The following is a 24466-nucleotide window of genomic DNA, read 5'->3' as shown; positions in this document are numbered from 1 at the left end:
GCGACAGCCCCGCCCGTGTACCCGACGGGCGGGGCTGTCGGCTGCCGGTCAGCTCACCGGTGTGGGAAATCCGACGTGTCGAGCGTGAGGTCGAAGGGCCCGGGCAGGTCGATCGGATCGCCGAACTTGCCCGCCTTCAGAACACGGTAGACATCGTTGCTCGGCTCGCCGTACAGCGTGACGGTGGGACCGCCGTCCGCCCAGCGGTCGACGAGCAGATACAGCGGGATGCCTGCGGCGGCGTAGGCGGCCGGTTTGCTCACCCGGTCATGGCGGGCGTTGGACTTGGACGTCACCTCGACGACGAGTTCGGCGAGCGCGGCCGGGACGTACGCGTCCGCTTCGGTGTGCTCCTGCACCGGCATGACGACGAGGTCGGGGATCAGCATCCCCAGGCGCGACGGCACGGCGATGGCCAGCGTTTGGAAAATCTCCCAGTCCTCCGGAATCACGGAGTAGAGGCGACGTTGGATACGGGCCGCGATCACATTGTGGCGGTATGCGGGAGCGGGTGACACGGTGACGATCCCCTCGATGATCTCCACCTTGCTGCCCTCAGGCCCTTCCATCTCCTCCCAGAACCGGACGAGGTCGTCCCAGCTCTGCTCGGGATCGTGGCCCACGGTGAGTGCGCTCATGGCGGTCTCCTATCAGTGCGTCACCGATCCCAGCATGCCGAACGGGACCGGCGGCGGTCCACCGATCCCGTTCACCCGAAAGGGGAAAGCCCCGGTCAGGCGATGCGCTCCAGCACCACCGGCGACGCCTTGAAGTCCGTCCCCGGCGCAGCCACGTCGTACGAACCCTCGATCGCCTCCAGCGCGTACGCGAAGCGGTCCGGCGTGTCCGTGTGCAGCGTCAGCAGCGGCTGGCCGGCGGTCACCGTGTCGCCCGGCTTCGCGTGCAGCTCCACCCCCGCACCCGCCTGCACCGGGTCCTCCTTGCGCGCGCGCCCCGCGCCGAGGCGCCAGGCGGCCAGGCCGATGTCGTACGCGTCCAGGCGGGTCAGGACGCCCGACGCCGACGCCGTCACCACGTGCTGCTCGCGCGCCACCGGCAGCACCGCGTCCGGGTCGCCGCCCTGCGCGGAGATCATCCGGCGCCAGACGTCCATCGCCGAGCCGTCGGCGAGGGCCTTGGCCGGGTCGGTGCCGTGGACCCCTGCCGCGTCCAGCATTTCGCGGGCCAGCGCGATCGTCAGCTCGACCACGTCCGCCGGGCCCCCGCCCGCCAGGACCTCCACCGACTCGCGCACTTCGAGGGCGTTGCCCGCCGTGAGGCCCAGCGGCGTCGACATGTCCGTCAGGAGCGCGACCGTCTTGACGCCGTGGTCCGTCCCCAGGCCCACCATCGTCGACGCCAACTCCCGCGCGTCCTCAATGGTCTTCATGAAGGCACCCGTGCCCACCTTCACGTCCAGGACCAGCGAGCCGGTGCCCTCCGCGATCTTCTTCGACATGATCGAGGACGCGATCAGCGGGATCGCCTCGACCGTGCCGGTGACATCCCGGAGGGCGTACAGCTTCTTGTCGGCGGGAGCCAGGCCGTCGCCCGCCGCGCAGATCACCGCGCCCGTGCTGTCCAGCACAGACAGCATCTCCTCGTTGGAGAGCAGCGCGCGCCAGCCCGGGATCGACTCCAGCTTGTCCAGCGTGCCGCCCGTGTGGCCGAGACCCCGGCCGGAGAGCTGCGGGACGGCCGCGCCGCAGGCGGCGACCAGCGGGGCCAGCGGGAGCGTGATCTTGTCGCCCACGCCGCCCGTCGAGTGCTTGTCCGCCGTCGGGCGGGACAGCGACGAGAACTCCATCCGCTCGCCGGACGCGATCATCGCCGCCGTCCAGCGCGCGATCTCGCGGCGGTTCATGCCGTTGAGGAGGATGGCCATGGCGAGCGAGGACATCTGCTCGTCGGCGACCTCGCCACGGGTGTACGCGTCGATGACCCAGTCGATCTGCTCGTCGGTGAGTTCGGCGCGGTCCCGCTTGGTGCGGATGACGGAGATGGCGTCCATGGCCATGGGGTGGGTGCCTTTCAGACAGCGACCCCTCCCGATCCAAATGGGAGGGGCCGCAAGGGAGTTACTTGGTGAGGTGCCCCGGCCCGAAGGCCTGGGGGAGCATCTCGGAGAGGGGGAGGATCCCCTCGGGGGTTTCCAGCAGGAGATCCGGCCCGCCGTGCTCGTACAGGAGCTGGCGGCAGCGACCGCAGGGGACCAGCACGTCGCCGTTGCCGTCGACGCACGTGAAGTGGGTCAGCCGCCCGCCCCCGGTGCGGTGCAGCTCGGACACCAGCCCGCACTCCGCGCACAGGCCGATGCCGTACGACGCGTTCTCGACGTTGCAGCCGGAGACGGTACGTCCGTCGTCGACCAGCGCCGCGACCCCCACGGGGTAGCCGGAGTAAGGGGCGTAGGCGCGGGTCATCGCCTCGTGGGCGACCGCGCGCAGCGAGGACCAGTCCACCGTCACTTGCCCTGCCCCTTCCGGTACGGCAGCCCGTCCGCCTTCGGCATCCGCAGGCGCTGCGCGGAGAAGGAGAGGACGAGGAGGGTGACGAGGTACGGCGCGGCGGTGACGAGCTGGCGCGGGACCTCGTCCGTGTTGGCGTACCAGATGAACATGACAGCGGCGATCACGACGCTGATCGCCGCCGAGACGTACTTCTTCTTCCAGATCTGGTACCCGGCGGCCACCACCAGCACCAGCGCGAGCAGCAGGAGCAGCGCGTGCACGTTGGTCGTACCGCCTCGGAGGTTGAGGCTGTCGGTGTAGCCGAAGAGACCGGCGCCCAGCGCGAGCCCGCCCGGCATCCAGTTGCCGAAGATCATGGCCGCGAGGCCGATGTACCCGCGCCCGGCGGTCTGGCCGTCCAGGTACACATTCGACGCGACGATCGACAGGAACGCCCCGCCAAGACCCGCGAAACCACCCGAAATAATGACCGCGAGGTACTTGTACTTGTAGACGTTGACGCCGAGGGACTCGGCGGCGACCGGGTTCTCACCGCAGGACCGCAGGCGCAGACCGAACGCCGTACGCCACAGCACCCACCACGTCAGCGGGACGAGCGCGACGGCGACGACGGTCAGCGGGGACAGGTTCGTCACCAGCCCGCCGACCAGGCCCGCGATGTCGGAGACCAGGAACCAGTGCTTGTCGTTCAGGGTCTCCAGCCAGCTGGAGAGCCCTGGGATGTCGAAGTTGCCGAGCGAGTCGATCGGCGGGGACTGCTTGGAGGAGCCCTGCGGCGCGTCCTCGAAGGTGAACTTCGAGAGGTATCGGGTCAGGCCGAGCGCGAGGATGTTGAGCGCCACACCGGAGACGATGTGGTTGACGTTGAAGGTGACGGTGGCGATCGCGTGCAGGACGGCGCCGAGCGCGCCGCCGAGGATGCCGAAGACGACACCCACCCAGGGGCCCCACTGGTAGCCGGCCCACGCGCCGAACCAGGTGCCGAGGATCATCATGCCTTCGAGGCCGATGTTGACGACGCCCGCGCGCTCGGCCCACAGCCCGCCGAGCCCGGCGAGCCCGATCGGTACGGCGAGGCGCAGCGCCGTGGACATCTGGCCGGTGGAGGTGATGCCGTCGGCGCCGGAGATCAGGCGCACGATCGAGGTCAGGACCAGCACACCCGCGATGATCAGCAGGAGTACGGGCAGGGAGAGCTTGCGGCTGCCCTTGCCGGGCTGCTGCGCCCGGGGCTTGGCGACGGTCGCGGTGGCCATCAGACCGCCACCTCCTTCTTGACGTTCTGAGCGGCTTCGGCGGCGAGCTGCGCGCCGACCTGCTTCTGCTGGCGGCGCAGACCCCACTGCCGTACGGCCTCGTAACTGATGACGACGGCGAAGACGATCAGGCCCTGCATGATCGTGGCGATCTCCTTCTCGTACGCCACCGGCATGGCGTAGTCGAGCGCGGGGGACGCCTTGTCGAGGAAGGCCCACAGCAGCGCGGCGAGCGCGATGCCGCCGGGGTTGTTGCGGCCGAGGAGGGCGATGCCGATGGCGGTGAAGCCGAGGCCCGCCGGGAAGCTCAGGCTGTAGGTGTGCGCGTCGCCGAGCAGCAGCGGGAGACCGGAGATACCGGCGACCGCGCCGGAGACCAGCATCGCGGTGACGACCATCCGCTTCGCGTCGACGCCGGACGCGGCGGCGGCCGTCTCGGACTCGCCGGTGGCGCGCAGGTCGAAGCCGAAGCGGGTGCGGTTGAGGACGACCCAGTACGCGATGCCGAGGGCGACGGCGAGGAAGACCAGGCCGTAGATCTCGCCGACGTCCGCGCCGAGGTTGATGCCGGGCATCCAGCCGGAGTCCTTCATGATCCCGGTCGTGACGTTGTCACCGACCAGGACGCCGAAGTTGTCGCGCAGGGTGAGGTAGCCGATGAGGCTGGTCGCGATCGAGTTCAGCATGATCGTCGCGACGACCTCGGAGACGCCCCGGGTGACCTTGAGGACGCCCGCGATACCGGCCCACATCGCGCCGGTCAGCGCGCCGACGATCAGCAGCAGGGGGATCTGGAGGAACGACGGCAGCGCCACGTGCGCGCCGACGATCGCGGTGACCAGCGCGCCGAGGCGGTACTGGCCGTCGACGCCGATGTTGAACAGGTTCATGCGGAAGCCGAGGGCGACCGCGAGGGCGGCGATGTAGTACATCGACGCCTGGTTGATGATCAGGACCTGGATGTCGGAGTAGGGGATCTGCTCCAGCATCAGCCGGTACGGCTCGATCGGGTTCTTGCCGGAGGCGAGCAGCACGACCGAGGTCAGCAGGATCGCCGCGACGAGCGCGATGACCGGGCCGGCCACCGCGAGGAGCACGCGCTCCTTGTCGAACTTCTTCATCGGGCGTCGCGCTCCCCTTCGGTGCCGGTGCCTTCGGCAGATTCGGCGGTTTCGGCTTCGGTGGCTTCAGCGACTTCGGCTTCGGCTTCGGCGGGCTGATTATCGGCTTGTACGCCGATGAGGGCCCCATCGGCGTCCGCGTGCTCCAGGTGCCCGCTCGCCGCCCCCGTCATCGCCGACCCCAGCTCCTCCGGCGTGATCGTCGCCGGGTCCGCGTCCGCGACCAGCTTGCCGTCGTAGATGACGCGGAGCGTGTCGGAGAGGCCGATCAGCTCGTCGAGGTCGGCGGAGATCAGCAGGACGGCGAGGCCCTCGCGGCGCGCCTCGCGGATGCGGTCCCAGATCTGGGCCTGCGCGCCGACGTCCACGCCACGCGTCGGGTGCGCGGCGATCAGGAACTTCGGGTCGTGGCTCATCTCACGGCCGACGATCAGCTTCTGCTGGTTGCCGCCGGACAGGGACGCCGCCGTGACGTCGATGCCGGGCGTGCGGACGTCGTACTCCTCGACGATCCGCCGCGTGTCGGCCTGCGCGCCCTTGGGGTCGAGCCAGAAGCCCTTCGCGTTGGGCTTCTCGGTGACGTGGCCGAGGATGCGGTTCTCCCAGAGCGGGGACTCCAGGAGGAGCCCCTGGCGGTGCCGGTCCTCGGGGATGTAGCCGACGCCGGACTCGCGGCGCTTGCGGGTCGGCCAGGGCGTGATGTCCTCGCCGAGGAAGGCGATCGTCCCGGAGTCGGCGTTCTTGGTGCCGATCAGGGCGTCGATCAGCTCGGTCTGGCCGTTGCCCTCGACGCCGGCGATGCCCATGACCTCGCCCGCGTGGATGGTGAAGGAGACGCCGTCCAGGACCTTCTTGACCTCGCCCGCGGGCTGGCCCTCGACCCCGGCCACGGCGCCGAGGGAGGCCCCGCCGGCCGCGTACACCGTCAGGTCCTCGACCGTCACGACCGCGCGGTCGGTGACCGTCGACTCCGAGGTCTCCGGCGTCGGGAGTTCGCTGCCGACCATCAGCTCCGCGAGCTGGCGGGGGGTCGTCTCGGAGGGGATCGCCGTCCCCACCGTCGTACCGCGCCGGATGACGGTGATCTCGTCCGCGACGGAGAGGACCTCGCCGAGCTTGTGGCTGATGAAGATGACCGAGAGGCCCTCGGACTTCAGCTCGCGGAGGTTGCCGAAGAGAGCGGCGACCTCCTGCGGGACGAGGACGGCCGTCGGCTCGTCCAGGATCAGGGTGCGCGCGCCCCGGAAGAGGACCTTGAGGATCTCGACGCGCTGGCGTTCGGCGACGCCGAGGTCCTCGACGAGGGCGTCGGGGCGGACGCCGAGGCCGTACCGGTCGGAGATCTCGCGGATCTTCTTGCGGGCGCCGGCGCCGATCCCGTACAGCTTCTCGCTGCCGAGGACTACGTTCTCCAGGACGGTGAGGTTGTCGGCCAGCATGAAGTGCTGGTGGACCATGCCGATGCCGCGTGCGATCGCGTCGCCGGGGCTCGCGAAGGCGACCTGCTCGCCGTCGACCGTGATCGTGCCCTCGTCCGGCTTCTGCATGCCGTAGAGGATCTTCATCAGCGTCGACTTGCCGGCGCCGTTCTCGCCGACCAGCGCGTGGACGGTGCCGGTGCGGACGGTCAGGTGGATGTCGTGGTTGGCGACGACACCGGGGAAGCGTTTGGTGATGCCCGCCAGCTCCACCGCGATCGTCGGCTCTGCGGTGAGCGGAGGGCTGCTGGACGCGTCGATGGCGCACTCTCCTTGAGAAAGGGGCCATCTACGCGCGTAGCGCCCCTACTTTAAATAGAGCCCGAAGGTGATCGAACATTTTCGGTCACGATCCGTTCCGAGCATTGTGCCGCGCGAACGGGGTGCAGGAAGGCGATCCTCCAGGCACCCCGTTCGAGAGCGGTAACGGTGTCATTACGACAGCCGACCCGATCGGTCAGACCGTCGTCTTGACCTTGATCGTGCCCGCCTTGATGCCCTCTTCCGCCTTCTTCACCGCGTCCTGGATCGCCGTGTCGGAGGCGAACTTCGGGTTGGAGTTCGCGAGGGAGACGCCGCCGTTGGCCAGGGAGCCGCGGATCTCGCCGGACTGCGGCTTGCCGTCGTGGACGGACTTGGCGAGGTCGTAGACGGCGCCCTCGACGTTCTTCATGGCCGACGTGAGGATGTACGCCTTGTACGCGGCCAGCGCGGTCTGGTTGTACTGGTCGGAGTCGACGCCGATGGCCCAGATCTTCTTCGCGGCGGCGGCCTTGATGACGCCCTGGCCGGAGAGGCCGGCGGCGGCGTAGATGACGTCCGCACCGGCGTCGATCTGGCCGTCGGCGGCGGACTCGCCCTTGTCGGGGCTGGAGAAGCCACCCTCGGCGGCGGTCTCGGTCAGGTACTGCGACTTGACCTTGACGCTCTTGTCGGTGTCCGTGACGCCCTGCCGGAAGCCCGCCTCGAACTTCTGGATCAGCGGTACGTTGACGCCGCCGACGAAGCCGACGGTCTTGGTCTTGGTGGCCTTCGCGGCGGCGACGCCCGCGAGGTAGGACGCCTGCTCCTCGTGGAAGACGAGGTCGGCGACGTTCGCGGCCTTGATCGTGTTGTCGTCGACGATGCCGAAGGTGACCTTCGGGTACTTCGCGGCGACGTCCTTGACGGCGGGCGCGTACGCGTAGCCGACGCCGATCACCGGGTTGTAGCCCTGCTTGGCAAGGCTCTCCAGGCGCTGCACCTTGTCCGCGTCGGACTCGCCGTCCTGCGGCTCGACCGCGTTGGACTTGTAGCCGAACTCCTTGTCGGCCTTCTCCAGACCGGCGGTCGCCGCGTCGTTGAAGGACTGGTCGCCCTTGCCGCCGACGTCGTAGGCGAGCGCGAGGCCCAGGTTCTTCTTCTCACCGGCCGACGACGAGGTCGACGTGGAAGAGGATCCGCAGGCGGAAACGGTCACGGCGAGAGCCGCGGTACAGACACCCGCGAGGGTGAGACGGGAAACCCGGCGCATGGTGCGAGACTCCTTTGTGCAAGCGCCCTATACCAGGCGCTGGTTCCGCGGCAGCGTAACGCGCGTAGACCAGCAGGAAAAACCCTTCTGTCCGCTCCGTTACCGACCTGTGGCCACATTCGGGTTTCAGATTACGGACAGCAATACGCCCCTCGCTTCATGCGAGGGGCGTACGGGTGAAAGGCCAGGATCACTTGGTGATCTTGATCGTCACCTTGCCGTCGATGATGTCCTTCTTCGCCTTGTCCACGGCCGCGACGACGTCCGTCATCGCCTTGTACTTCGGGTTGGTGTCGGAGAACCCGACGCCGTCGTTGGACAGCGACCCGCGCACCACGCCGGTCAGCGGCTTGCCGTCCACGACCGACTTGACCAGGTCGTACACCGCGCCGCCGACGTTCTTCGTGGCCGAGCCGAGGATGTAGTCCTTGTACGCCGCCAGCGCGGACTGGCTGTACTGGTCGGAGTCGACGCCGATCGCCCACACCTTCTTGGCGGCGGCCTCGCTGATGATGCCCTGGCCGGAGAGGCCCGCCGCGCCGTAGATGACGTCCGCACCGGCGTCGATCTGGCCGCTGGCACCCGCCTTGCCCTTGTCGGGGCTGGAGAAGCCGCCCTCGGCGGGGGTCTCCGTCAGGTACTGGGACTCGATCTTGACGCTCTTGTCGGTGTCCGTGACGCCCTGCCGGAAGCCCGCCTCGAACTTCTGGATCAGCGGGATGTTCACGCCGCCGATGAAGCCGACGTGCTTCTTCTTCGTGGCCTTGGCCGCGGCGACGCCCGCGAGGTAGGAGCCCTGCTCCTCGTGGAAGACCATGTCGGCGACGTTCGGGGCCTTGATCGTCTCGTCGTCGATGATCCCGAAGCTGGTGTTCGGGAACTTCGCGGCGACCGCCTTGACGGCGGGCGCGTACACGAAGCCGACGCCGATCACCGGGTTGTAGCCGGCCTGCGCGAGCTGCGTGAGGCGCTGGACCTTGTCCGCGTCCGACTCGCCGTCCTGCGGCTCGACGTCCCGGCCCGGGATCTTGAACTCGGACATGGCCTTCTCCATACCGGCGTACGCGGCGTCGTTGAAGGACTGGTCGCCCTTGCCGCCGATGTCGTACGCGAGGCCGATCCCCTTGCCGGAGTAGCCGCCGGAGCTGCTGGAACCCGACGGCTTCGTGCTCGAAGAACTGCTGGACTCACCGCAGCCGGCCGCGGCGAGCGCGACGACCGCGATCGCGGCGGCGACTCTCGCACTCCTGGACAACTGACGCATGGCAAGCACCCCTTACTTCACGGCACCGCGTGCGGCCCGTTTTCCCCATGGCGGAGCCCTCCGTGAAGGCTCCCCCAACAAGCCGTTCTCGGTGGCGATTTCGGGCACCGTAACGCGCGTAGACGGGCAGGGGAACAGGGTTTCTCCCTGCCGTTACCGATTCGTGCCGGTGCCGCGTTACGACCACGCACACGGGGTTACACGGGAGTGACGCAATACGGCGAAGGGGCGCATTCCGTACATTCCGGAGCACCCCTTCTCCCGTGCGCGGCAGGCCGGTTACGACGTCCTCGTCGCCGCGTCCAGCAGCGCGGCGGCGGTGAACAGCTCCACACCCACGGTGATCGCGTGCTCGTCCGCGTCGAAGTCGCCCTGGTGCAGGTCGCGCACGGTCCGCTCACCCGGCGTCCGCACGCCCAACCTGGCCATCGCGCCCGGGACTTGCTCCAGGTACCAGGAGAAGTCCTCGCCGCCCAGGCTCTGTTCGGTGCCCTCCACGGACTCCGCGCCGCGCCGCGCGGTCATCGCCTCCCTCAACAGGCCGGTGACCTCGGGGTCGTTGACGACCGGGGGGACGCCCCTGACGTAGGTGATCTCCGACTTCGCGTGGTGCATGTTCGCGACCTCGTCGATCGCCGCGACGACGATGTCCGGGGCCTGGCGCCATGCCTCGATGTCCAGGCAGCGGACCGTTCCCGACAGTTCCGCGTGCTGCGGGATCACGTTCGGGGCGTGGCCGCACTCGATCCGGCCCCAGGTGACGGCGAGCCCCGCGCGGGTGTCGACACGCCGTCCGACCAGGGCGGGTACGTCGACGACGACGCGGGCCGCCGCTGTGACCAGGTCCGTGGTGAGGTGGGGGCGGGCGGTGTGGCCGCCGGGGCCGTCCAGGGCGATTTCCAGGCGGTCGCAGGCGGAGGTGATCGCGCCTTCCCTGAGGCCGATCTTGCCGGCGTCGACCCGGGGGTCGCAGTGGACGGCGATGATCCGTCCGACGCCGTCCAGCACGCCATCCTCGATCGCGTCCGACGCGCCGCCGGGGAGGATCTCCTCCGCCGGCTGGAAGATCAGGCGTACCGGGCGGGGGAGCTTGCCCTGCCGGTGCAGGTCCGCGAGGACCAGGCCGGCGCCGAGGACGACGGTTGTGTGGACGTCGTGGCCGCAGGCGTGGGCTCGGCCGGGGACGGTGGAGCGGTAGGGGGAGGTGGTTTTGGTGTCGGGGATGGGGAGGGCGTCGATGTCTGCGCGGAGGGCGAAGATGCCGGGGGGGTTTACGCCGGGGATCGTCGGAGCGGCGTCCAGGGGTGCCTTCACGCCGGGGGCGGGGGAAGTGGCGGGGGGCTTCGTGCCGGGGGCGTTGAGGGCGGTGGCTGTGGTGCCGGGTGCCCTCTCCGTGCTCGCGGCCCCCGCCCCAGCTCTGGCGCCCGGTGCGTCCTCCTCCACGCCGATGTCGCATACGAGTCCGGTGCCCCCTGCCAGGACGCGCGGCTTCAGGCCCGCCTTCTCCAGGCGGGCCTTGATCGCGGCCGTCGTGCGGAACTCCTGGTTGCCGAGTTCGGGGTGCATGTGGACGTCGCGGCGGAAGGCCACGAGTTCGGCGAACAGGGCCTCCGGAAGGACGCCGGGGAGCTGGGTTCCGCCGACGGGGTCGGCCTCGGACTCTCGGGACATCAGTTGCTTCACCCTCTGAAGGGTAGGACGCCGAGGTGGTCAACTGACCCGCGATCCACAAAACTTCAGCCCGTCAGGCGAAGAAAAATGGCCGCGCGGCGCATGGCTGGCAGGGCTGATGGGTAAACTCGCCCGCTCGTGCGAGGGGTACCGCTAAGGGGCGTTCCGCAAACCCGTCCGGGGTTACCCGGGCCCCACCCTTATCACGAGAGATCGACGGCGCGCGGTTCCTGTCCATTTGGTGAAACCGGTTGCCCGGCGGTGACTTTGCGTAGCGGTCGGGCCCAGAGCAGGGTCACGGCGAGAACGGCACCGAGGGGGAACAGCCAGGGCAGGACCCCGTCCGTGGCGAACGGCCCGATGACCAACCCCGTTGTTCCGGCCGCGAGTTGAAGCGCGAGGGACTGGACGGAGAGCGCGGTGGCTCGCCGGTCGTCGGGGACGCGGTGATGAAGCAGCTCGTTGAGGTTGGGGTTGACGACACCGAGAGTGACGTAGAACACGACGTACCCGGCAACGGCGAGAAGGTCCCCACCGACCGCAAGCAACCCGAGCGCCGCCGCGACGACCCCGGTCCCCACGACGACGGCCCGCCGCCCACCCCCCGACAACGGCGCGACCTGACTCCCCCCGGCGGAACACAGAAACCCGAGGGTCGCGAGCCCGGCGTACCCGACGGCACCGGACTCGGCACCCCCGGTGATCGCGGCGACCCGCCCCGGCATGAGCAACTCGACGACGGCAAGCGCACTGCCCGCTGCGGCGGCACTGAACATCACACGCCGGACGACGGCATCCCGCACGGCGAGCCGAAGACCGTCGAGGACGGTGCCGGGGACTGCACGGAGGACGCCCACGAGGGTGGAACGGGGCCGGGGAGACTCACGCCGGGTTCCCTGGGGACGGGGCGGCTCGCCCGGGACGCTGCTCCCGGAGCCTGCCCCGGGAAGCTCACGCCGGGCAGCCCCGAGGCGCGCCTGGGCACGGGGCGGCTCACCTGGGGCGCTCCCGAAGTCCACGCCGGGAGACTCGGGCCGGGTACCCCCGAGGCCCGCCGGAGGCAGCTCGCGCCGGGCAGCCCCGAGGTGTGTCCGGGGCCGGGGAAGCTCGCCCGGGGCGCTCCCGGAACCCGTCTCGGGAAGCTCGTGCCGGGTGCCCCCGTGAGTCTCCCGGGGACGGGGCGGCTCGTGCAGGGCGATGAGGGAGTGGGCCGTGAGGGCCAGGGCGAACAGTGACGCGAGCAGCATCGGGGTCGACAGGGGGACGACCGTTCCCCCTGTCACCCTGCGCAGTTCGTCGCCGTATCCGCCCAGTGCCCACGGCAGCGCTCCCCCGGTGACCGTCCCGACCGCGAGGGCCACGGACGACGCGGTGGCGCCCCGCGCGAGGCCCGTGCGCAGGTCGGCGGTCGGGCCCTCGGAGGCGCGGACGGAGTCGACGTACCAAGCTTCCGCAGGCCCGCTGGAGAGGGCCCGCGCCGCGCCGAGCAGGCCCGTGCCGACGCCGAGCAGCACGGCCGTACCGCCGAGGCCGATCAGCAGGAACGCGGCGCACATGAGGATGCCGGCGGCGGCCAGGACACCCCGGCGCCCGAGGACGTCGGAGAGTCCGCCGGTCGGCAGTTCCAGCGCGGCGGCGGTGAAGGAGTGCACGGAGATCAGGGCGGCGACGGTGGCGGGCGAGAGGCCGCGCCCGGCGAGGAGGAGGACGAGGGGGGCGACACCGAGGCCGACGGGGAACCAGTAGAGGGCGGTGTTCGTGACGTAACGGCGGCGGACGAGCGCGCTCACGCGTCGTCCCGCGTGTCGTCCGCGTCGTCCCGCGTGTCGTCCGCATCGCCACGCGGCAACCCCGCGAAGATCACCGCGACTTGGCGGGCCCGAGGGTTCTCCGCGTCGCGGTGGCCGAGTTCTTCGAGCTTCGTTTCGAGCAACTCCGTGAGTTCCGCGAGGGATTCGGGGGTCAGGCGGGGCAGTGCGTCGGCGATGCCCGCGACCGCGGTCCACTCCTCCCCCAGGAGCCCCACGGCGACGTCGCTCTCGTACCGCCGTGCCGAGGCCGCGAGGTGGTCCGCCTGGAGGCGGCGGGCGATGCCCACGAACTCCTGACCGACGGGGTCCTTCTCCATCGCCGCGTTGTCCCAGGACGTCACCCGGTGGACGGCCTTCCAGCGGCGCTCACGGCTGTCACGGTGCTCGGCCTCCGTGATGAACGCGTACTTGGCCAGCACCCGCAGGTGATAGCTGGCCGACGCCGAGGACTCCCCCGTCCGCGCGGCCAGTTCACTCGCCGTCGCCGGACCGAACTGCCGGAGCAGGCCGAGGAGTTGGATACGCAAGGGATGCGTGAGGGCCTTGAGCGCGGCGGCGTCCCGGGTGGGGTCGAGGACGCGTCCCTGGCTGTCGTCACTGTCCATGAGAAGGGACGGTAACCGCTTGCGGCACGTTTCCCAAAGAGTTTTTGCAAAACTTCTTCGGCAGAACGGGCCCGTAAGGTCCGGCGGATACAGTCCCCCTCGTGACGGACGCGGACTTCATACACAACACCCGGGACTCGTACGACAAGATCGCCGAGGACTACACGGAGCAGTTCCCCAGCGGACTCGGCGACCGGCCCGTGGACCGTGGACTGGTGCGCGCCTTCGCGGAGTTGGTACGGGCGAGAGGCACCGAACCGGTCGCCGACCTCGGCAGCGGGCCGGGCCACGTGACGGCCCACCTCCGCGACCTCGGCCTCCAGGTCTTCGGCGTCGACCTCTCCCCCCGGATGGTGGCGCTGGCCCGCCGGACCCACCCCGGCCTCCGCTTCCACGTGGGTTCGATGACCGCGCTGGACCTGCCGGACCAGACCCTGGGCGGCATCTTCTCCCTCTTCTCGGTCATCCACGTCCCGGACTCCGAACTCCCGGCCCTGTGCAAGGAGTTCAGCCGCGTCCTGGTCCCCGGCGGCTACGCCCTCCTCTGCTTCCAGATCGACAGCACCACCACCCGCCTGCGCATCACGGAACGCTTCGGCCACGACATCACCCTCGACTACCACTGGCACGACCCGACCCGCTTCGCCCAACTCCTCACGGAAGCGGGCCTCTTGGTCGAGGCCCACTGCATCCTGGAACCCCCGGAGGGGGCGAACAGACCGAGGGCGATCCTGCTGGCGAGAAAGGGGTAGGGGGCGCGAGGCCGTGCGGCGGCTCAGCGAAGCGGCCAGCTCTGCGGCACCCGGCGCACGCCTCCCGCACCCACGCCGCTCACGTACTCACCACCCGCACCCACCCCCTCGCCGCTCACGTACTCACCCCCTCGCCGCCCCGACTCACCACCCCACTCCCTCACTCCGCCCCCTCCCTGAACTCCTCCGCCGCCCCCGGAATCACGATCGACCTGTCCCCCGCCGTCTCCAGCAGCACCCGCAGCCCCTCCACCAACCCCGCCCGCACCCCCGGCGGTACCCCCTCGACGAGTTTCTCCACCTCGCGGCGGCGGTGGTCCAGGACCCGCTGTACGAGATCCTCGCCGCGCCCGGTGAGGCGCAGGACGACCTCCCGGCGGCTGACCTCGCTGGCCCGGCGATCGACCAGCCCGACCTGTTCCAGCCGCATCACGGACCGCAGCGCGGTGGAGGAGTTCACGCCCAACACCTCGGCCAGCACAGCCAACTTGACCGGCCCGCACCCCTCCAGCGCGACCAGCGTCCGCAACTGGGCCAGCGACAAGGACTCGTCGACCTCGGCGAGCGCCCGCGCCGAGATCCCCATGACCAGCCGGGACGCGGCCATCACGACGGACACGACGTCGCCGGACTTCACGAAGGGGTCACCCACGGTTCCGCACCGGCCACCGCAGCGCACCCCGGACCCGCCACCACAGCGCGCGCCACCGGGCCACACCGGTGCCGTAGGCCCGTCCCACCGGCACCTCTCCGGTGTCCCGCCCCAGCGGAACCCCCTCCCGCGGATACTTCTCCGGCGCGTTCTCGTCCATGCGCTCTCCTGCCCCGATCCTCCGACGGAACGTCCCTCGCGGCAGCATCCACATCAGGGCCGCGGATACACAAGCCCGTGGGCCGAGGGATGGCATGTGTGTACGCCGGAAGAGCGACGGCGCAGGCCAGGGCCTCACCCGCCGATCGGGCCACACGCACGGAGCACGCCGGGGCCACATGCCCCACACAGGGGCAACTCCCGTTCAGAACACCTGTACTGACGCTCCGTCAGGCAGTGTTCACCGACGCCAGCCGGTGCACGTCCCGCGCCGTGCCGGTCACGCCCGACAGGAAACCCTGCGCCCGGGGCGACGCGTTGGTCGTCAGCCACTTCGGGTCGATGTCGCAGACGGTGACCCGGACGCCCGTACCGACCAGGGCAATCGGCAGGGTGTGCACGACAGTTGAGGGGAAGCTCAGGATCGTACGGCCGATGGGCCCCCGGCGGGCGATGAGTTCGAGGGGGAGTTCGGGGCGGACGATCTCCAGGCCGGACTCGGTCTGGAGCCGGTGGAGCTTCTCCGTGGACTCACGGCGGTGCGCGAAGTAGCGGGTCACACCGTGGGTCTTCGCCAGGTTCTGTACGGCCTCCAGATACCGGTCCTCGTCGACAACTCCCGTCTCCACGAGGGACGTTCCGACCATGTCGGCGCCCTTGGTGACGGTCGGCGGCCCGAAGCGGCCCCGCGTCCACGCGAACGCGTTCTCCGTGATCCGCACCCCCTCGGGCACGTCCTCGATGGGCATCGCCGAGAACACTTCGACGCGCCGCCGCGCGGAGGGCGTGAGCCGGCGCCGGGCGGAGGAGGACACCGGCGCAAAGACGAGGTCACGCGGCCCGGGCCGGCCTCCCTTGCGGTGCCACCGCACGAGCCGTTCCCCACGGGCGAGTTGCCCGACGAACTCCATGGTGGCGGTCCCGTCGTCGACGACGACGAGTTCGGTGGCCTTGGTGATGGTCAGCAACAACTGCACGTACCGGGAGAAGGGATCGCCCATGACGACCCGATGAGCCCTGCGCAGCAGCCGGGACAGCCCCCCGACTGTCTTGAACGGGGCGGAGGTTCCCCCACGCGCCTCCTCCCACCGCACCACATGCCCTTCCTCCCGGGCGAGTTCGGCCATACGCCTCAACTGCCCCCGGGTCATGGGGTCGTTGGGAGCGAGCACAACCAGCACAAGCCCATCCTCGCCCCCCGCCCCCGACACCCCATCGGTGCCGGAAGCGTGGGCCGAGTCACCCCGCCCCGCCCCCAACTCACGGGCGTGCGCCCACTCCAGGACATTGAGCAGCTGCACCGGACTCTCGACGAACGCGAGAGTCGTGGGCGTGTCGGCGCGCGGGGTCATCCTCGTACGGCCAATCCGTCGTAAGGCGTAGCGGGGCACAGGGGTCAGACGGTGAGGGGCTCGCCCGCGGCGTCCGCGATCTCGGCCTCGGCGATGACGCCGGTGACGCGGCGGAGCTTCTTCATGGGGCCGAGCTCGGAGTCGTAGACCTTCTTGACGCCGTCGCCGAGGGACTCCTCGATGGTGCGGATGTCGCGGACGAGGCGCGTGAGGCCACCGGGCTCGACGGACGCGGCCTGGTCGGAGCCCCACATCGCGCGGTCGAGGGTGATGTGGCGCTCGACGAAGGTCGCGCCGAGGGCGACGGCGGCCAGCGTGGTCTGGAGGCCCGTCTCGTGGCCGGAGTAGCCGATCGGGACGTTGGGGTACTCGGCCTGGAGGGTGTTGATGACGCGCAGGTTCAGTTCCTCCGCCTTCGCCGGGTAGGTCGAAGTGGCGTGGCAGAGAAGGATGTTGTCGGAGCCGAGGACCTCGACGGCGTGCCGGATCTGCTTCGGCGTGGACATCCCGGTGGAGAGGATGACCGTACGGCCGGTGGAGCGCAGCGCGCGCAGCAGCTCGTCGTCGGTGAGGGACGCGGAGGCGACCTTGTGCGCGGGGACGTCGAACTTCTCCAGGAACGCGACGGCCTCGGTGTCCCACGGGGACGCGAACCAGGCGATCCCCTTCGCCTGGCAGTACTCGTCGATCTTGCGGTACTCGTCCTCGCCGAACTCGACGCGGTGGCGGTAGTCGATGTACGTCATCCGGCCCCAGGGGGTGTCCCGCTCGATGTCCCACTGGTCGCGCGGCGTGCAGATCTCGGGGGTGCGCTTCTGGAACTTGACGGCGTCGCAGCCGGCTTCGGCGGCGGCGTCGATCAGCTTGAACGCGTTGTCGAGGTCGCCGTTGTGGTTGATGCCGATCTCGCCGCAGATGTAGACGGGGCGGCCGGGGCCGGCCTCGCGCGAACCGAAGCTGCGGATACGGGAGTTGGTGCTCATGGCGGGGTGTTTCCTTACTGGGTGAGGGTGTCGAGCGAGGGTCCGAGGAGCCAGCCGGCGATCTCGCGGATCGCTCCGTCGCCGCCGGCTGTGGCGGTGACCGCGCGGGCGGCGCCCCGGACGACGTCGTGGGCGCTGGCCACAGCCACCGGCCAGCCGACGAGGGCGAAGCAGGGAAGGTCGTTGACGTCGTTGCCGGCGTAGAGGACGCGCTCGGGCGAGATGCCCTGTTCCTCGCACCACTGCTTGAGCGCGAGGTCCTTGCGGTCGATGCCGTGCAGGACGGGGATCTTGAGCTTGCGGGCGCGGGCGGCGACCACCGGGTTCTGCTCGGTGGAGAGGATGAGCAGCTTCTTGCCGCTGCGGCGCAGGGCGGCGATGCCGAGTCCGTCGCCCCGGTGCACGGAGACGAACTCCCGGCCGTCCTGGTCGATCATGACCCGGTCGTCGGTCTGCGTCCCGTCGAAGTCGATGACGACGGCGTCGACTTCGGCGCCGGTCGGCAGGCCGCCCGCGCGCTCGGAGTCGAAGAGGGGCGCCAACGCCCGTGCGCGCGCGAGGTCGTGGGGGTCGTCGATCTCCAACACCCGTGCGGGGTCGGTGCGGACGAGTTCGGTCCGGCCGAAGAAGCGGTGGTTGTGGGTGCGGAACCCGGCCGCGTCCATCGCGTACGCGGCGCCGGTCTCCAGGAAGTCCTGCGGCCGGTCCTGGCGGCGGGGCCGGTACGCCTTGTCGTGGTTGACGCCCTGCCCGCCCTCGGTCTCCTCGCGCCACACGAACCCGTGGAACGCGGCGACCGTCACGGCGGTGTCGGCGCCCTTCTCGACGACGGCGGCGGCGACGCCCTCGACGTCCTCGCGGATGACGAACGGGCTGGTGCACTGCACGAGCAGCACGACGTCCACGGGCGCACCGTGCGCCGCCTCGTGCGCGTCCATCGCGTGCAGGACGGCGGCCTCGGAGGTCGCGGTGTCCCCGGCGATGACGGCGGGCCGCAGCACGACTTCGGCCCCGGCCTCGCGCGCGGCGGCGGCGATGCCGTGATCGTCGGTGGACACGACGACATCGGTGACGAGCCGCGCGGCCAGACACTCCCGCACGGCTCTCGCCACCAGCGGCACGCCCCCGACCGGCGCGAGGTTCTTCGCGGGCACACCCTTGGAGCCGCCCCGCGCGGGGATCACGACGAGCACCCGGCGAGATGAACCGCCTTGCTCAGCCTGCGAGTTGGACATGGGTTGAACTCCTTGTGCGGATTCGGAGGGCGCCGCGAGTTCGGCAGGCGCCGCGGATTCGGCGGACGCCACAGACCCGGCAGGCACCACCGACCCGGCAGGCACCACCGACCCGGCAGGCACCACGAGTTCGGCAGGCACCACGGATTCGGCAGGCACCACGGATTCGGCGGGCGCCACCGACCCGGCAGGCACCACGGATTCGGCAGACGCCGCGAGTTCGCAAGACGCCACCGACCCGGCAGGCACCGCAAGACGGCCGCTCGCGGCAGGCGCGCTCGTCAGCCGGCCCGCGCCCGGGGCGAGCCGGTGCTCGGCAGCGCCCTCGCCCCGCGCAGCGCGCCCGTTCGCCGAAGGCACCCCGCTCACAGCTCGCCCATCCGCCGGATCACCGGCGCCACCCGCTGCACCCCGTGCCGGTAGGCACCCCGCGCCGCGCGCCGCACGATCTGCCGTACGGGCCCCGGCGTCTTGTCGGCGGCCGGCGCCCCCGGCAGCGGCGTGCCGTCGGGGCCCAAGTGGTGGCGGGCGAGGATGCCGGGGAGGTAACCCGGCGCGGTGGCCTGCGTGTAGTACGGCTGGAGCGGCGGAAGCCCCGACCGGTCGAGCAGCTTCGTGATCCGCTCGCGGGCCGCGTCGAAGGCGTTCTCGTAGGAACCGTCGGCGCAGACGCCCTGCCGCGACACCCACTCCTCGTCCGCCACCGGCCGGTGCCCGGCGTCGAGTTGCTCCCAGGACGCGAGGCACCCGGAGCCGACGAAGTGGTGGTTGCCGAGCGACTCCCGGATGCCGAGGTCGGTGAGGACGACGGTCGGGATACGGCGGTGGAGCGATTCGAGCGCGGCCGTGGAGCTGATGGTCACCAGCAGGTCGGTGCGGTCGAGAACCTCGCCCATGTTCCCGTACACCAGCCGGAAGTTGGCCGGCAGGTCCTTGCTCTGGGCGAGCTTCTGGTAGGGCAACTCCTCGATGTGGGTGGTGTGTTCACCCGGCTTGGAGCGCAGCTTGAGCAGCACCTCGCGGTTCGGGTGCAAGCGGGCGTGCTGGACGAGCCGGTCCAGCAGGTACGTACGGTCCTTGCGGCTCTCCGGCACGGAGGGCTGCGCGGCGAACACCACGGTGTACGGCTCGTGTTCACCCGTGTAGGGCGCACCCCCCAGGAACGGCAGGGCGACTTCGGTCACCGCCGAGGAGTCGGCGCCGACACCGTCGTACACGGCCTTGAAACGGTCCGCGTCCTGGCGGGAGTTGGCGAGGACGAGGTCCGCGCCGTGCCGCAGGAGGAGGCCGTCGGCGAGCTTCTCATAGACGACACCGACGTACCCGGTGACGACGACGGGCCGGGGCTTGTCCTCCCAGACGCGCTTCAGGCCGTGGAGCATGGCCTGTACACCGCCGCCGACGAGCGACAGGACGAGGACGTCGTAGGACTCGGCGCCCATCGCGCGCAGGAACTCGACGGCCGTGACCTCGCGCAGCGAGTCCGCGGCGATCCCCACCTCGGCGAGCTGCCGAGGTGTGGGGGTCGCGCGTCCGCGCAGCAGATAACCGTCCAGAATGGGGTCCCGGCCGCTGTCGGGAGCTATGCGCCGGGCGGTGCGGGCTCCCCATTTCCAGCGAGTGTCGGAGTCCGCGAGGACAGCGATCTTGAGGGGTGTCGAAGTACGTGGTGGCACAGCACGAGAGACTAGTAAGGCAAAATCCGGCATCGCGAAAACCAAGACTCAACAAAAAGTGAACAGCACCCTACCGAGCGGCCAACTGGGCCGTGGAATCATGGAAAGCAGCCAGGATGCACATTCCCGACGCATCGAGTTCACCGCCCGTACAGCTTCCGGACGCTTCTCCCGCCGCGCCGCCTCCTAGGCTCACTCAGGTGCCCAAGCTCTCCGTGATCGTGCCCTGTTACAACGTGCAGCACCTCGTACTGGACACCCTCAGAAGCCTCCAGGCGAACGCGCGCGAGGATTTCGAGTTCGTCCTTGTCGACGACAAGTCGAAGGACGACACCGCGGCTGTTCTGGAACGCGCGGCCGAGATCCTTTCGAAGGTCTCCCAGGTGCAGGTCGTCCGCCCCGAGAAGAACGGCGGACTGGCCACCGCCCGTAATAACGGACTGAATGTGGCGCGCGGTGAATATCTGACGTTCCTGGACGGCGACGACTGGTACGCACGCGGTTTTCTGGCCGAATTGGTCGATTCGATCGAGAAACTCGGCTGTGATTTCGTCCGCGTCGATCATGTGCAGACGACGGCCCGCGCCCGCGCGATCTTCCGCCATCCCGAGGGCCGCCGCAACGTCGTCCTGGACCCTCGCGACTCGATCCTCCCGGCCGACCGCTCGACCTCGGTCGACTACCCGTACGCGTGGGCCGGCGTCTACCACCGCCGCCTCGTCGACAAGGGTCTGCTGCACTTCACGGACGGGCTGCGCACCGCCGAGGACCGGCCCTGGATCTGGAAGCTGCACCGCGAGGCGGAGTCGTTCGCGGTGGCCGACCTGCACGGCATCTTCTACCGGCGCGGCGTCGCCAACTCCCTGACGCAGATCGGGGATGTGCGCCAGCTGGACTTCATCCGCGCCTTCGACCAGGTGGTCGCGGAGACCTCGAAGGACCCGGACGCCGACCGGCTGCTGCCGAAGGCGGTCCGTACGTACCTCGCGATCATCGCCCACCACCTGTCGGAGATCGAGAAGTTCGAGCCGGCGGTGGCCAAACTGCTGCGGGTGCGCAGCGCCGCCGCCATCCAGCGGCTGCCGCAGGAACTCCTCACGGACGTGCTCGACACCATGGACATCGAGCGCTCCGCCAAGCTGCGGCGGCTGCGCCGCAAGGTCACGACAGCGAAGGCGGCTGCCTGATGCCCCGCACGACCCAGATCTACGTCGCCTCCACGCTGTACGGCGTCGCGACCATCGCCGCCGCGATGGACTCGGACGTCTTCCCGGCGGCGGACCGCAGGCTGCTGCTGGTGTGCAACAACGCGGGCGCGCCTGAGACGGTGGACACGTTGGAGGCGATGCCGGGGTTCGCGCCGCTGCGCCGCCGGTTCGACGGGGTGCTGTCCTGGAACGACGCGATCAGCCCGTTCCACCCGAGCACCTGGTCGCCGCGCGCCGACGACACCGTGCTCTTCGAGCGGTACCTGAGGATGCTGTGGGACCTCGGGGACGACCGGATCGAGATCGTCCTGGAGTCGATCCAGGTCAACCCCGCCCAGGCGATCGCCGCGTGCTTCTTCGGCGCCCCGGTCGACGTGTACGCGGACGGCCTGATGACGTACGGCCCGACCCGCAACAAGGTCGACCCGCTGATCGGCACCCGGGTCCGCCGGGTGCTGCACCTGGACCTGGTCCCCGGCGAAGTCCCGCTGGTGCTCACGGAGTTCGGGGTCCCCGCCGAGATCGTGCCGACGGACGCGTTCCTCAAGGTGCTCGGCGAAATCACGGACACCGCAGAGGAGTTGCCGCGCCTCCCGGCCAACTCGGCGCTCCTGCTGGGCCAGTACCTCGCCGCCCTCGACATCCTCACCGTCGAGGAGGAAGAGGAGCTGCACGTACGGATGTTGCGCGGCGCGGTCGCCAAGGGGCACACCTCGATCGCGTTCAAGCCGCACCCCTCCGCACCGGCCGGGTACAGCAAGGCACTTGAGGCCGCCGCGCGGGAACTCGGCGCGGATCTCCTGGTGCTGGACACGCCGGTCCTCGCGGAGGTGCTGTTCGCCACCGCCGAACCGGCCCTGGTCGTGGGCTGCTTCTCCACCGCCCTGTTCACGGCGAAGGAGTTCTACGGCATCCCCGTCGCGCGCGTCGGCACACCGCTGATGCTGGAGCGGCTCGTCCCCTTCCAGAACAGCAACCGGGTGCCGGTGATCCTCGCGGACGCGCTGCTGCCCGACCTGGAGGGCAAGGACCAACCCGTCGCCATGGACGACCTGTTGGAGACGATGGGCTTCGTCATGCAGGCCCAGATCTACCCGCACCTGCGGCCCGTGGCGGAGAAGTACCTCGCCTCCCGGCTCACCCCGCGCACCCAGCGTTACTTCCGCCGCCGCCGCCTCACCGCGCTCGGCCTGCCCGGCGGCATCCCGGCCCGCCTCGCGTTCCTGCCCCGCAACGCCACCGCGCGCAGGGTCGTACGGCGGGCCCGCGCGCTGAAGAAGTCCGTGCAGAAGTAACCGAGCGGGGCGCCGGGATGAACATTCGGCGACGAGTGGACGCACGGTCCGTTCCTCGCACAGACGTGCCCACCCGGCGCCCTACGATCCCCCATGACCACCTCTCCCGTACGAGGGATACCAGCGTGACCGAGACGGCCGTACGAACCACGGAGTCCCCGGCGGAGCCGACAGCCGCACCCAAGCCTCCCCGGGAGAACCGGCTGCGCGCCCTCGACGGGCTGCGGCTCGTGGCCGCGCTCATGGTCGCCATGTACCACTACGCGGGGCGCGGCGCGCAGGTCTCCACGTCGTGGGGTGCCTCGCCGAAGACCGAGTTCCCGACGCTGCACCAGTTCGCGACGTACGGCTGTCTCGGTGTCCAGGTCTTCTTCGTCATCAGCGGGTTCGTGATCTGCATGAGCGGCTGGGGCCGGTCCCTCCAGTCGTTCTTCGCGTCCCGTGTCTCGCGGCTGATGCCGGCGTACTGGTTCGCGGTCGCCCTGCTCATCGTCGTCATGGCGCTGCCGGCCGTCCCCTTCAAGGGGGTCTCGCCGAGCGACGCGCTGATCAACTTCACGCTCCTGCAACAGCCGATCGGCGCGGAGCGGGTCCTCGGCGTGTGCTGGACGCTGTGGGTCGAGATCCGGTTCTACGCCCTCTTCGCGCTCCTCGTCGTCATCCCCGGCGCCAACCGCCGCCGCGTCCTGAAGTTCTCGATCGGCTGGCTCTTCGCCATCCCGATCGCCCAGGCGTCGCACCTGCCGTTCCTCGACCTGGTCGTCATGCCCGAGTACGCCCCGTACTTCATCGGCGGCATGGGCCTCTACCTCGTCCACCGCGACCGCCGCGACATCTACGCCTGGGGCCTCGCCGCCGCCGGCTTCCTCATCGGCCAGCACTACGCGGTCAAGGACCTCTGGAACGCCGCCGACCCCAACGCGTTCGCCCACCGCACGACGTTCGGCATCGTGGCGATCGTCGCGTTCGGCTTCATCGCAGTGGCGGCGATCGCCCTGGGCTGGCTGAACTGGGCGAACTGGAAGTGGCTGACGATCGCGGGGGCACTGACGTACCCGTTCTACCTGCTGCACGAACACCTGGGCTGGGTGGTGATCTGGGCTCTGCACAGGAAGCTGGACATCCCGGCGATCCCGACGTTCTTCCTGACGATCGGGGGGATGCTGGGGTTGGCGTACCTGATCTACCGGTTCATCGAGAAGCCGTTCACACCGAAACTGCGTACGGCGCTGCTGAAGGCGCGCTAACTCTTTCCGTACCGCGCTGCCACCCCGTCGATGACGATCTCCAGCCCTTCCGCGAAGTGCCGGTCGTAGTCGGCGAAGATCTCCGCCCCCGCAGCCGCCGCCAGCGGAAACTCCGCCATCCGCCGCGCCCGCTCCTCCACGTCGTACCCCTCCCGCCGCTCCCCGGGGAGGGGTACGACGCCTTGTTCCTCGATCACGAACCCGACGGTGTAACTCGTAGCGGTGGTGTACGCCCGCACCCCGTCGGCCAGCGAGAACCCGGCGTCGAGGAAGAACCGCAGGTTCTCCTCCATCCGCCCCGCGTGCTGCGTCCCGGTGAACCGTGACCCGCTGAACACCTTCGCCCCGTCGCGGTACGACAACAACGCGGCCCGCAGGGCGACGCACGCCCCCCGGATCCGGTCCCGCCAGGAATCCCCCGCGTCGAGGACGATCCCCGCCTCCATCCGCCGGAACATCACGGTCGCCATCTCGTCGAGCAACGCCTGCTTGTCCTTGAAGTGCCAGTACAGCGCGGGCGCCTTGACGTCCAACTCCTTGGCGATGGCCCGCAGGGTGAGCCCGTCGAGCCCCACGTCGTTCAACAGACTCAGCGCGGTCTCGGCGACCCGGGTGCGGTCGAGGGGGGCACGTCGTTCGGTCGTCACGGGAAACAGCTTGACACCTTAACGTCGTTAAGGGCACTCTCGTAGACGTAAGCACTTAACAACGTTAAGG

General features: G+C 69.9%; 22 protein-coding genes. 4 read left to right on the top strand and 18 right to left on the bottom strand.

What is annotated here, in order from left to right; translation table 11 throughout:
• Nucleotides 1-53: 53 nt before the first annotated feature.
• The 11 genes from ACQCO7_RS26900 to ACQCO7_RS26850 all read right to left on the bottom strand — a co-directional run bounded on the left by ACQCO7_RS26900 (nt 54) and on the right by ACQCO7_RS26850 (nt 13190).
• Nucleotides 54-638: a Uma2 family endonuclease gene (locus ACQCO7_RS26900; RefSeq protein ID WP_464074214.1), complete on the bottom strand. Its 585-nt coding sequence runs from the start codon at nt 636-638 to the stop codon at nt 54-56.
• 95 nt (nt 639-733) lie between these two features.
• Entirely contained in the window at nt 734-2017 is a 1284-nt protein-coding gene (locus ACQCO7_RS26895) for a thymidine phosphorylase (RefSeq protein WP_464074213.1), read from the bottom strand.
• Nucleotides 2018-2078: 61 nt separating this feature from the next.
• Entirely contained in the window at nt 2079-2468 is a 390-nt protein-coding gene (locus tag ACQCO7_RS26890) for a cytidine deaminase (protein WP_010352537.1), read from the bottom strand.
• Entirely contained in the window at nt 2465-3727 is a 1263-nt protein-coding gene (locus ACQCO7_RS26885; RefSeq protein WP_464074212.1) for an ABC transporter permease, read from the bottom strand. Before ACQCO7_RS26885 ends, ACQCO7_RS26890 begins: the two co-directional genes overlap by 4 nt.
• On the bottom strand, nt 3727-4848 hold the full coding sequence (locus tag ACQCO7_RS26880) for an ABC transporter permease (RefSeq protein ID WP_409118564.1): 1122 nt from the start codon (nt 4846-4848) through the stop codon (nt 3727-3729). The genes ACQCO7_RS26885 and ACQCO7_RS26880 overlap by 1 nt, the downstream gene beginning before the upstream one ends.
• A complete protein-coding gene (locus ACQCO7_RS26875) occupies nt 4845-6545 on the bottom strand; it encodes an ABC transporter ATP-binding protein (protein ID WP_464077295.1) in 1701 nt (566 codons plus the stop codon). The genes ACQCO7_RS26880 and ACQCO7_RS26875 overlap by 4 nt, the downstream gene beginning before the upstream one ends.
• Before the next feature lie 238 nt (nt 6546-6783).
• Complete coding sequence (locus ACQCO7_RS26870) at nt 6784-7839, bottom strand: BMP family lipoprotein (protein ID WP_464074211.1); 1056 nt, start codon at nt 7837-7839, stop codon at nt 6784-6786.
• A 190-nt stretch (nt 7840-8029) separates the two neighbouring features.
• Entirely contained in the window at nt 8030-9103 is a 1074-nt protein-coding gene (locus tag ACQCO7_RS26865) for a BMP family lipoprotein (RefSeq protein ID WP_464074210.1), read from the bottom strand.
• Nucleotides 9104-9382: 279 nt separating this feature from the next.
• Nucleotides 9383-10774: an amidohydrolase gene (locus ACQCO7_RS26860; RefSeq protein WP_464074209.1), complete on the bottom strand. Its 1392-nt coding sequence runs from the start codon at nt 10772-10774 to the stop codon at nt 9383-9385.
• 203 nt (nt 10775-10977) lie between these two features.
• Nucleotides 10978-12564: an MFS transporter gene (locus ACQCO7_RS26855; RefSeq protein WP_464074208.1), complete on the bottom strand. Its 1587-nt coding sequence runs from the start codon at nt 12562-12564 to the stop codon at nt 10978-10980.
• A complete protein-coding gene (locus ACQCO7_RS26850) occupies nt 12561-13190 on the bottom strand; it encodes a helix-turn-helix domain-containing protein (protein WP_464074207.1) in 630 nt (209 codons plus the stop codon). The genes ACQCO7_RS26855 and ACQCO7_RS26850 overlap by 4 nt, the downstream gene beginning before the upstream one ends.
• 101 nt (nt 13191-13291) lie before the next feature.
• On the opposite strand from ACQCO7_RS26850, the gene ACQCO7_RS26845 reads away from it, so the two are divergent.
• Nucleotides 13292-13942 (top strand): class I SAM-dependent DNA methyltransferase, encoded by a 651-nt coding sequence (locus tag ACQCO7_RS26845; RefSeq protein ID WP_464074206.1) that lies wholly within the window; start codon nt 13292-13294, stop codon nt 13940-13942.
• Between the two features lie 160 nt (nt 13943-14102).
• Here the strand turns inward: ACQCO7_RS26845 and ACQCO7_RS26840 are convergent, their stop codons facing one another.
• The 6 genes from ACQCO7_RS26840 to ACQCO7_RS26815 all read right to left on the bottom strand — a co-directional run bounded on the left by ACQCO7_RS26840 (nt 14103) and on the right by ACQCO7_RS26815 (nt 19999).
• Nucleotides 14103-14594, bottom strand: a complete 492-nt coding sequence (locus ACQCO7_RS26840; RefSeq protein WP_464074205.1) for a MarR family winged helix-turn-helix transcriptional regulator — start codon at nt 14592-14594, stop codon at nt 14103-14105.
• Nucleotides 14587-14754: a hypothetical protein gene (locus ACQCO7_RS26835; protein WP_464074204.1), complete on the bottom strand. Its 168-nt coding sequence runs from the start codon at nt 14752-14754 to the stop codon at nt 14587-14589. The genes ACQCO7_RS26840 and ACQCO7_RS26835 overlap by 8 nt, the downstream gene beginning before the upstream one ends.
• Nucleotides 14755-14983: 229 nt before the next feature.
• Nucleotides 14984-16105 (bottom strand): hypothetical protein, encoded by a 1122-nt coding sequence (locus ACQCO7_RS26830; protein WP_464074203.1) that lies wholly within the window; start codon nt 16103-16105, stop codon nt 14984-14986.
• A gap of 44 nt (nt 16106-16149) precedes the next feature.
• On the bottom strand, nt 16150-17088 hold the full coding sequence (locus ACQCO7_RS26825; protein WP_464074202.1) for an N-acetylneuraminate synthase family protein: 939 nt from the start codon (nt 17086-17088) through the stop codon (nt 16150-16152).
• Nucleotides 17089-17102: 14 nt separating this feature from the next.
• Nucleotides 17103-18323: a cytidylyltransferase domain-containing protein gene (locus tag ACQCO7_RS26820; protein WP_464074201.1), complete on the bottom strand. Its 1221-nt coding sequence runs from the start codon at nt 18321-18323 to the stop codon at nt 17103-17105.
• A gap of 365 nt (nt 18324-18688) precedes the next feature.
• Nucleotides 18689-19999, bottom strand: a complete 1311-nt coding sequence (locus ACQCO7_RS26815) for a DUF6716 putative glycosyltransferase (protein WP_464074200.1) — start codon at nt 19997-19999, stop codon at nt 18689-18691.
• Between the two features lie 200 nt (nt 20000-20199).
• Here ACQCO7_RS26815 and ACQCO7_RS26810 point away from each other — a divergent pair, with 200 nt between their 5' ends.
• From ACQCO7_RS26810 to ACQCO7_RS26800, 3 genes are all read left to right on the top strand, one after another.
• Nucleotides 20200-21186, top strand: coding sequence for a glycosyltransferase family 2 protein (locus tag ACQCO7_RS26810; protein ID WP_464074199.1), 987 nt, complete (start codon nt 20200-20202; stop codon nt 21184-21186).
• The gene (locus tag ACQCO7_RS26805) at nt 21186-22502 is read left to right on the top strand and encodes an alpha-2,8-polysialyltransferase family protein (protein ID WP_464074198.1); all 1317 of its coding nucleotides are present in this window, start codon (nt 21186-21188) and stop codon (nt 22500-22502) included. The genes ACQCO7_RS26810 and ACQCO7_RS26805 overlap by 1 nt, the downstream gene beginning before the upstream one ends.
• A gap of 125 nt (nt 22503-22627) precedes the next feature.
• Complete coding sequence (locus tag ACQCO7_RS26800) at nt 22628-23749, top strand: acyltransferase family protein (RefSeq protein WP_464074197.1); 1122 nt, start codon at nt 22628-22630, stop codon at nt 23747-23749.
• Here the strand turns inward: ACQCO7_RS26800 and ACQCO7_RS26795 are convergent.
• The gene (locus ACQCO7_RS26795) at nt 23746-24396 is read right to left on the bottom strand and encodes a TetR/AcrR family transcriptional regulator C-terminal domain-containing protein (RefSeq protein ID WP_464074196.1); all 651 of its coding nucleotides are present in this window, start codon (nt 24394-24396) and stop codon (nt 23746-23748) included. The two genes, ACQCO7_RS26800 and ACQCO7_RS26795, sit on opposite strands and share 4 nt — an antisense overlap.
• Between the last annotated feature and the right edge of the window lie 70 nt (nt 24397-24466).

The sequence above is a fragment of the Streptomyces saintjeani genome (assembly GCF_055409605.1).
Note: the sequence above shows the minus strand (reverse complement) of the source record. Positions and strands in the feature narration are given on the sequence as shown.

Excerpts from the sequence above, each read along its gene's own strand:
- ACQCO7_RS26870 (WP_464074211.1), bottom strand. The coding sequence starts at position 7,839 with ATGCGCCGGGTTTCCCGTCTCACCCTCGCGGGTGTCTGTACCGCGGCT.
- ACQCO7_RS26900 (WP_464074214.1), bottom strand. The coding sequence starts at position 638 with ATGAGCGCACTCACCGTGGGCCACGATCCCGAGCAGAGCTGGGACGAC.
- ACQCO7_RS26895 (WP_464074213.1), bottom strand. The coding sequence starts at position 2,017 with ATGGCCATGGACGCCATCTCCGTCATCCGCACCAAGCGGGACCGCGCC.
- ACQCO7_RS26835 (WP_464074204.1), bottom strand. The coding sequence starts at position 14,754 with ATGGACGAGAACGCGCCGGAGAAGTATCCGCGGGAGGGGGTTCCGCTG.
- ACQCO7_RS26850 (WP_464074207.1), bottom strand. The coding sequence starts at position 13,190 with ATGGACAGTGACGACAGCCAGGGACGCGTCCTCGACCCCACCCGGGAC.
- ACQCO7_RS26830 (WP_464074203.1), bottom strand. The coding sequence starts at position 16,105 with ATGACCCCGCGCGCCGACACGCCCACGACTCTCGCGTTCGTCGAGAGT.
- ACQCO7_RS26820 (WP_464074201.1), bottom strand. The coding sequence starts at position 18,323 with ATGTCCAACTCGCAGGCTGAGCAAGGCGGTTCATCTCGCCGGGTGCTC.
- ACQCO7_RS26880 (WP_409118564.1), bottom strand. The coding sequence starts at position 4,848 with ATGAAGAAGTTCGACAAGGAGCGCGTGCTCCTCGCGGTGGCCGGCCCG.
- ACQCO7_RS26885 (WP_464074212.1), bottom strand. The coding sequence starts at position 3,727 with ATGGCCACCGCGACCGTCGCCAAGCCCCGGGCGCAGCAGCCCGGCAAG.
- ACQCO7_RS26805 (WP_464074198.1), top strand. The coding sequence starts at position 21,186 with ATGCCCCGCACGACCCAGATCTACGTCGCCTCCACGCTGTACGGCGTC.
- ACQCO7_RS26865 (WP_464074210.1), bottom strand. The coding sequence starts at position 9,103 with ATGCGTCAGTTGTCCAGGAGTGCGAGAGTCGCCGCCGCGATCGCGGTC.
- ACQCO7_RS26825 (WP_464074202.1), bottom strand. The coding sequence starts at position 17,088 with ATGAGCACCAACTCCCGTATCCGCAGCTTCGGTTCGCGCGAGGCCGGC.
- ACQCO7_RS26860 (WP_464074209.1), bottom strand. The coding sequence starts at position 10,774 with ATGTCCCGAGAGTCCGAGGCCGACCCCGTCGGCGGAACCCAGCTCCCC.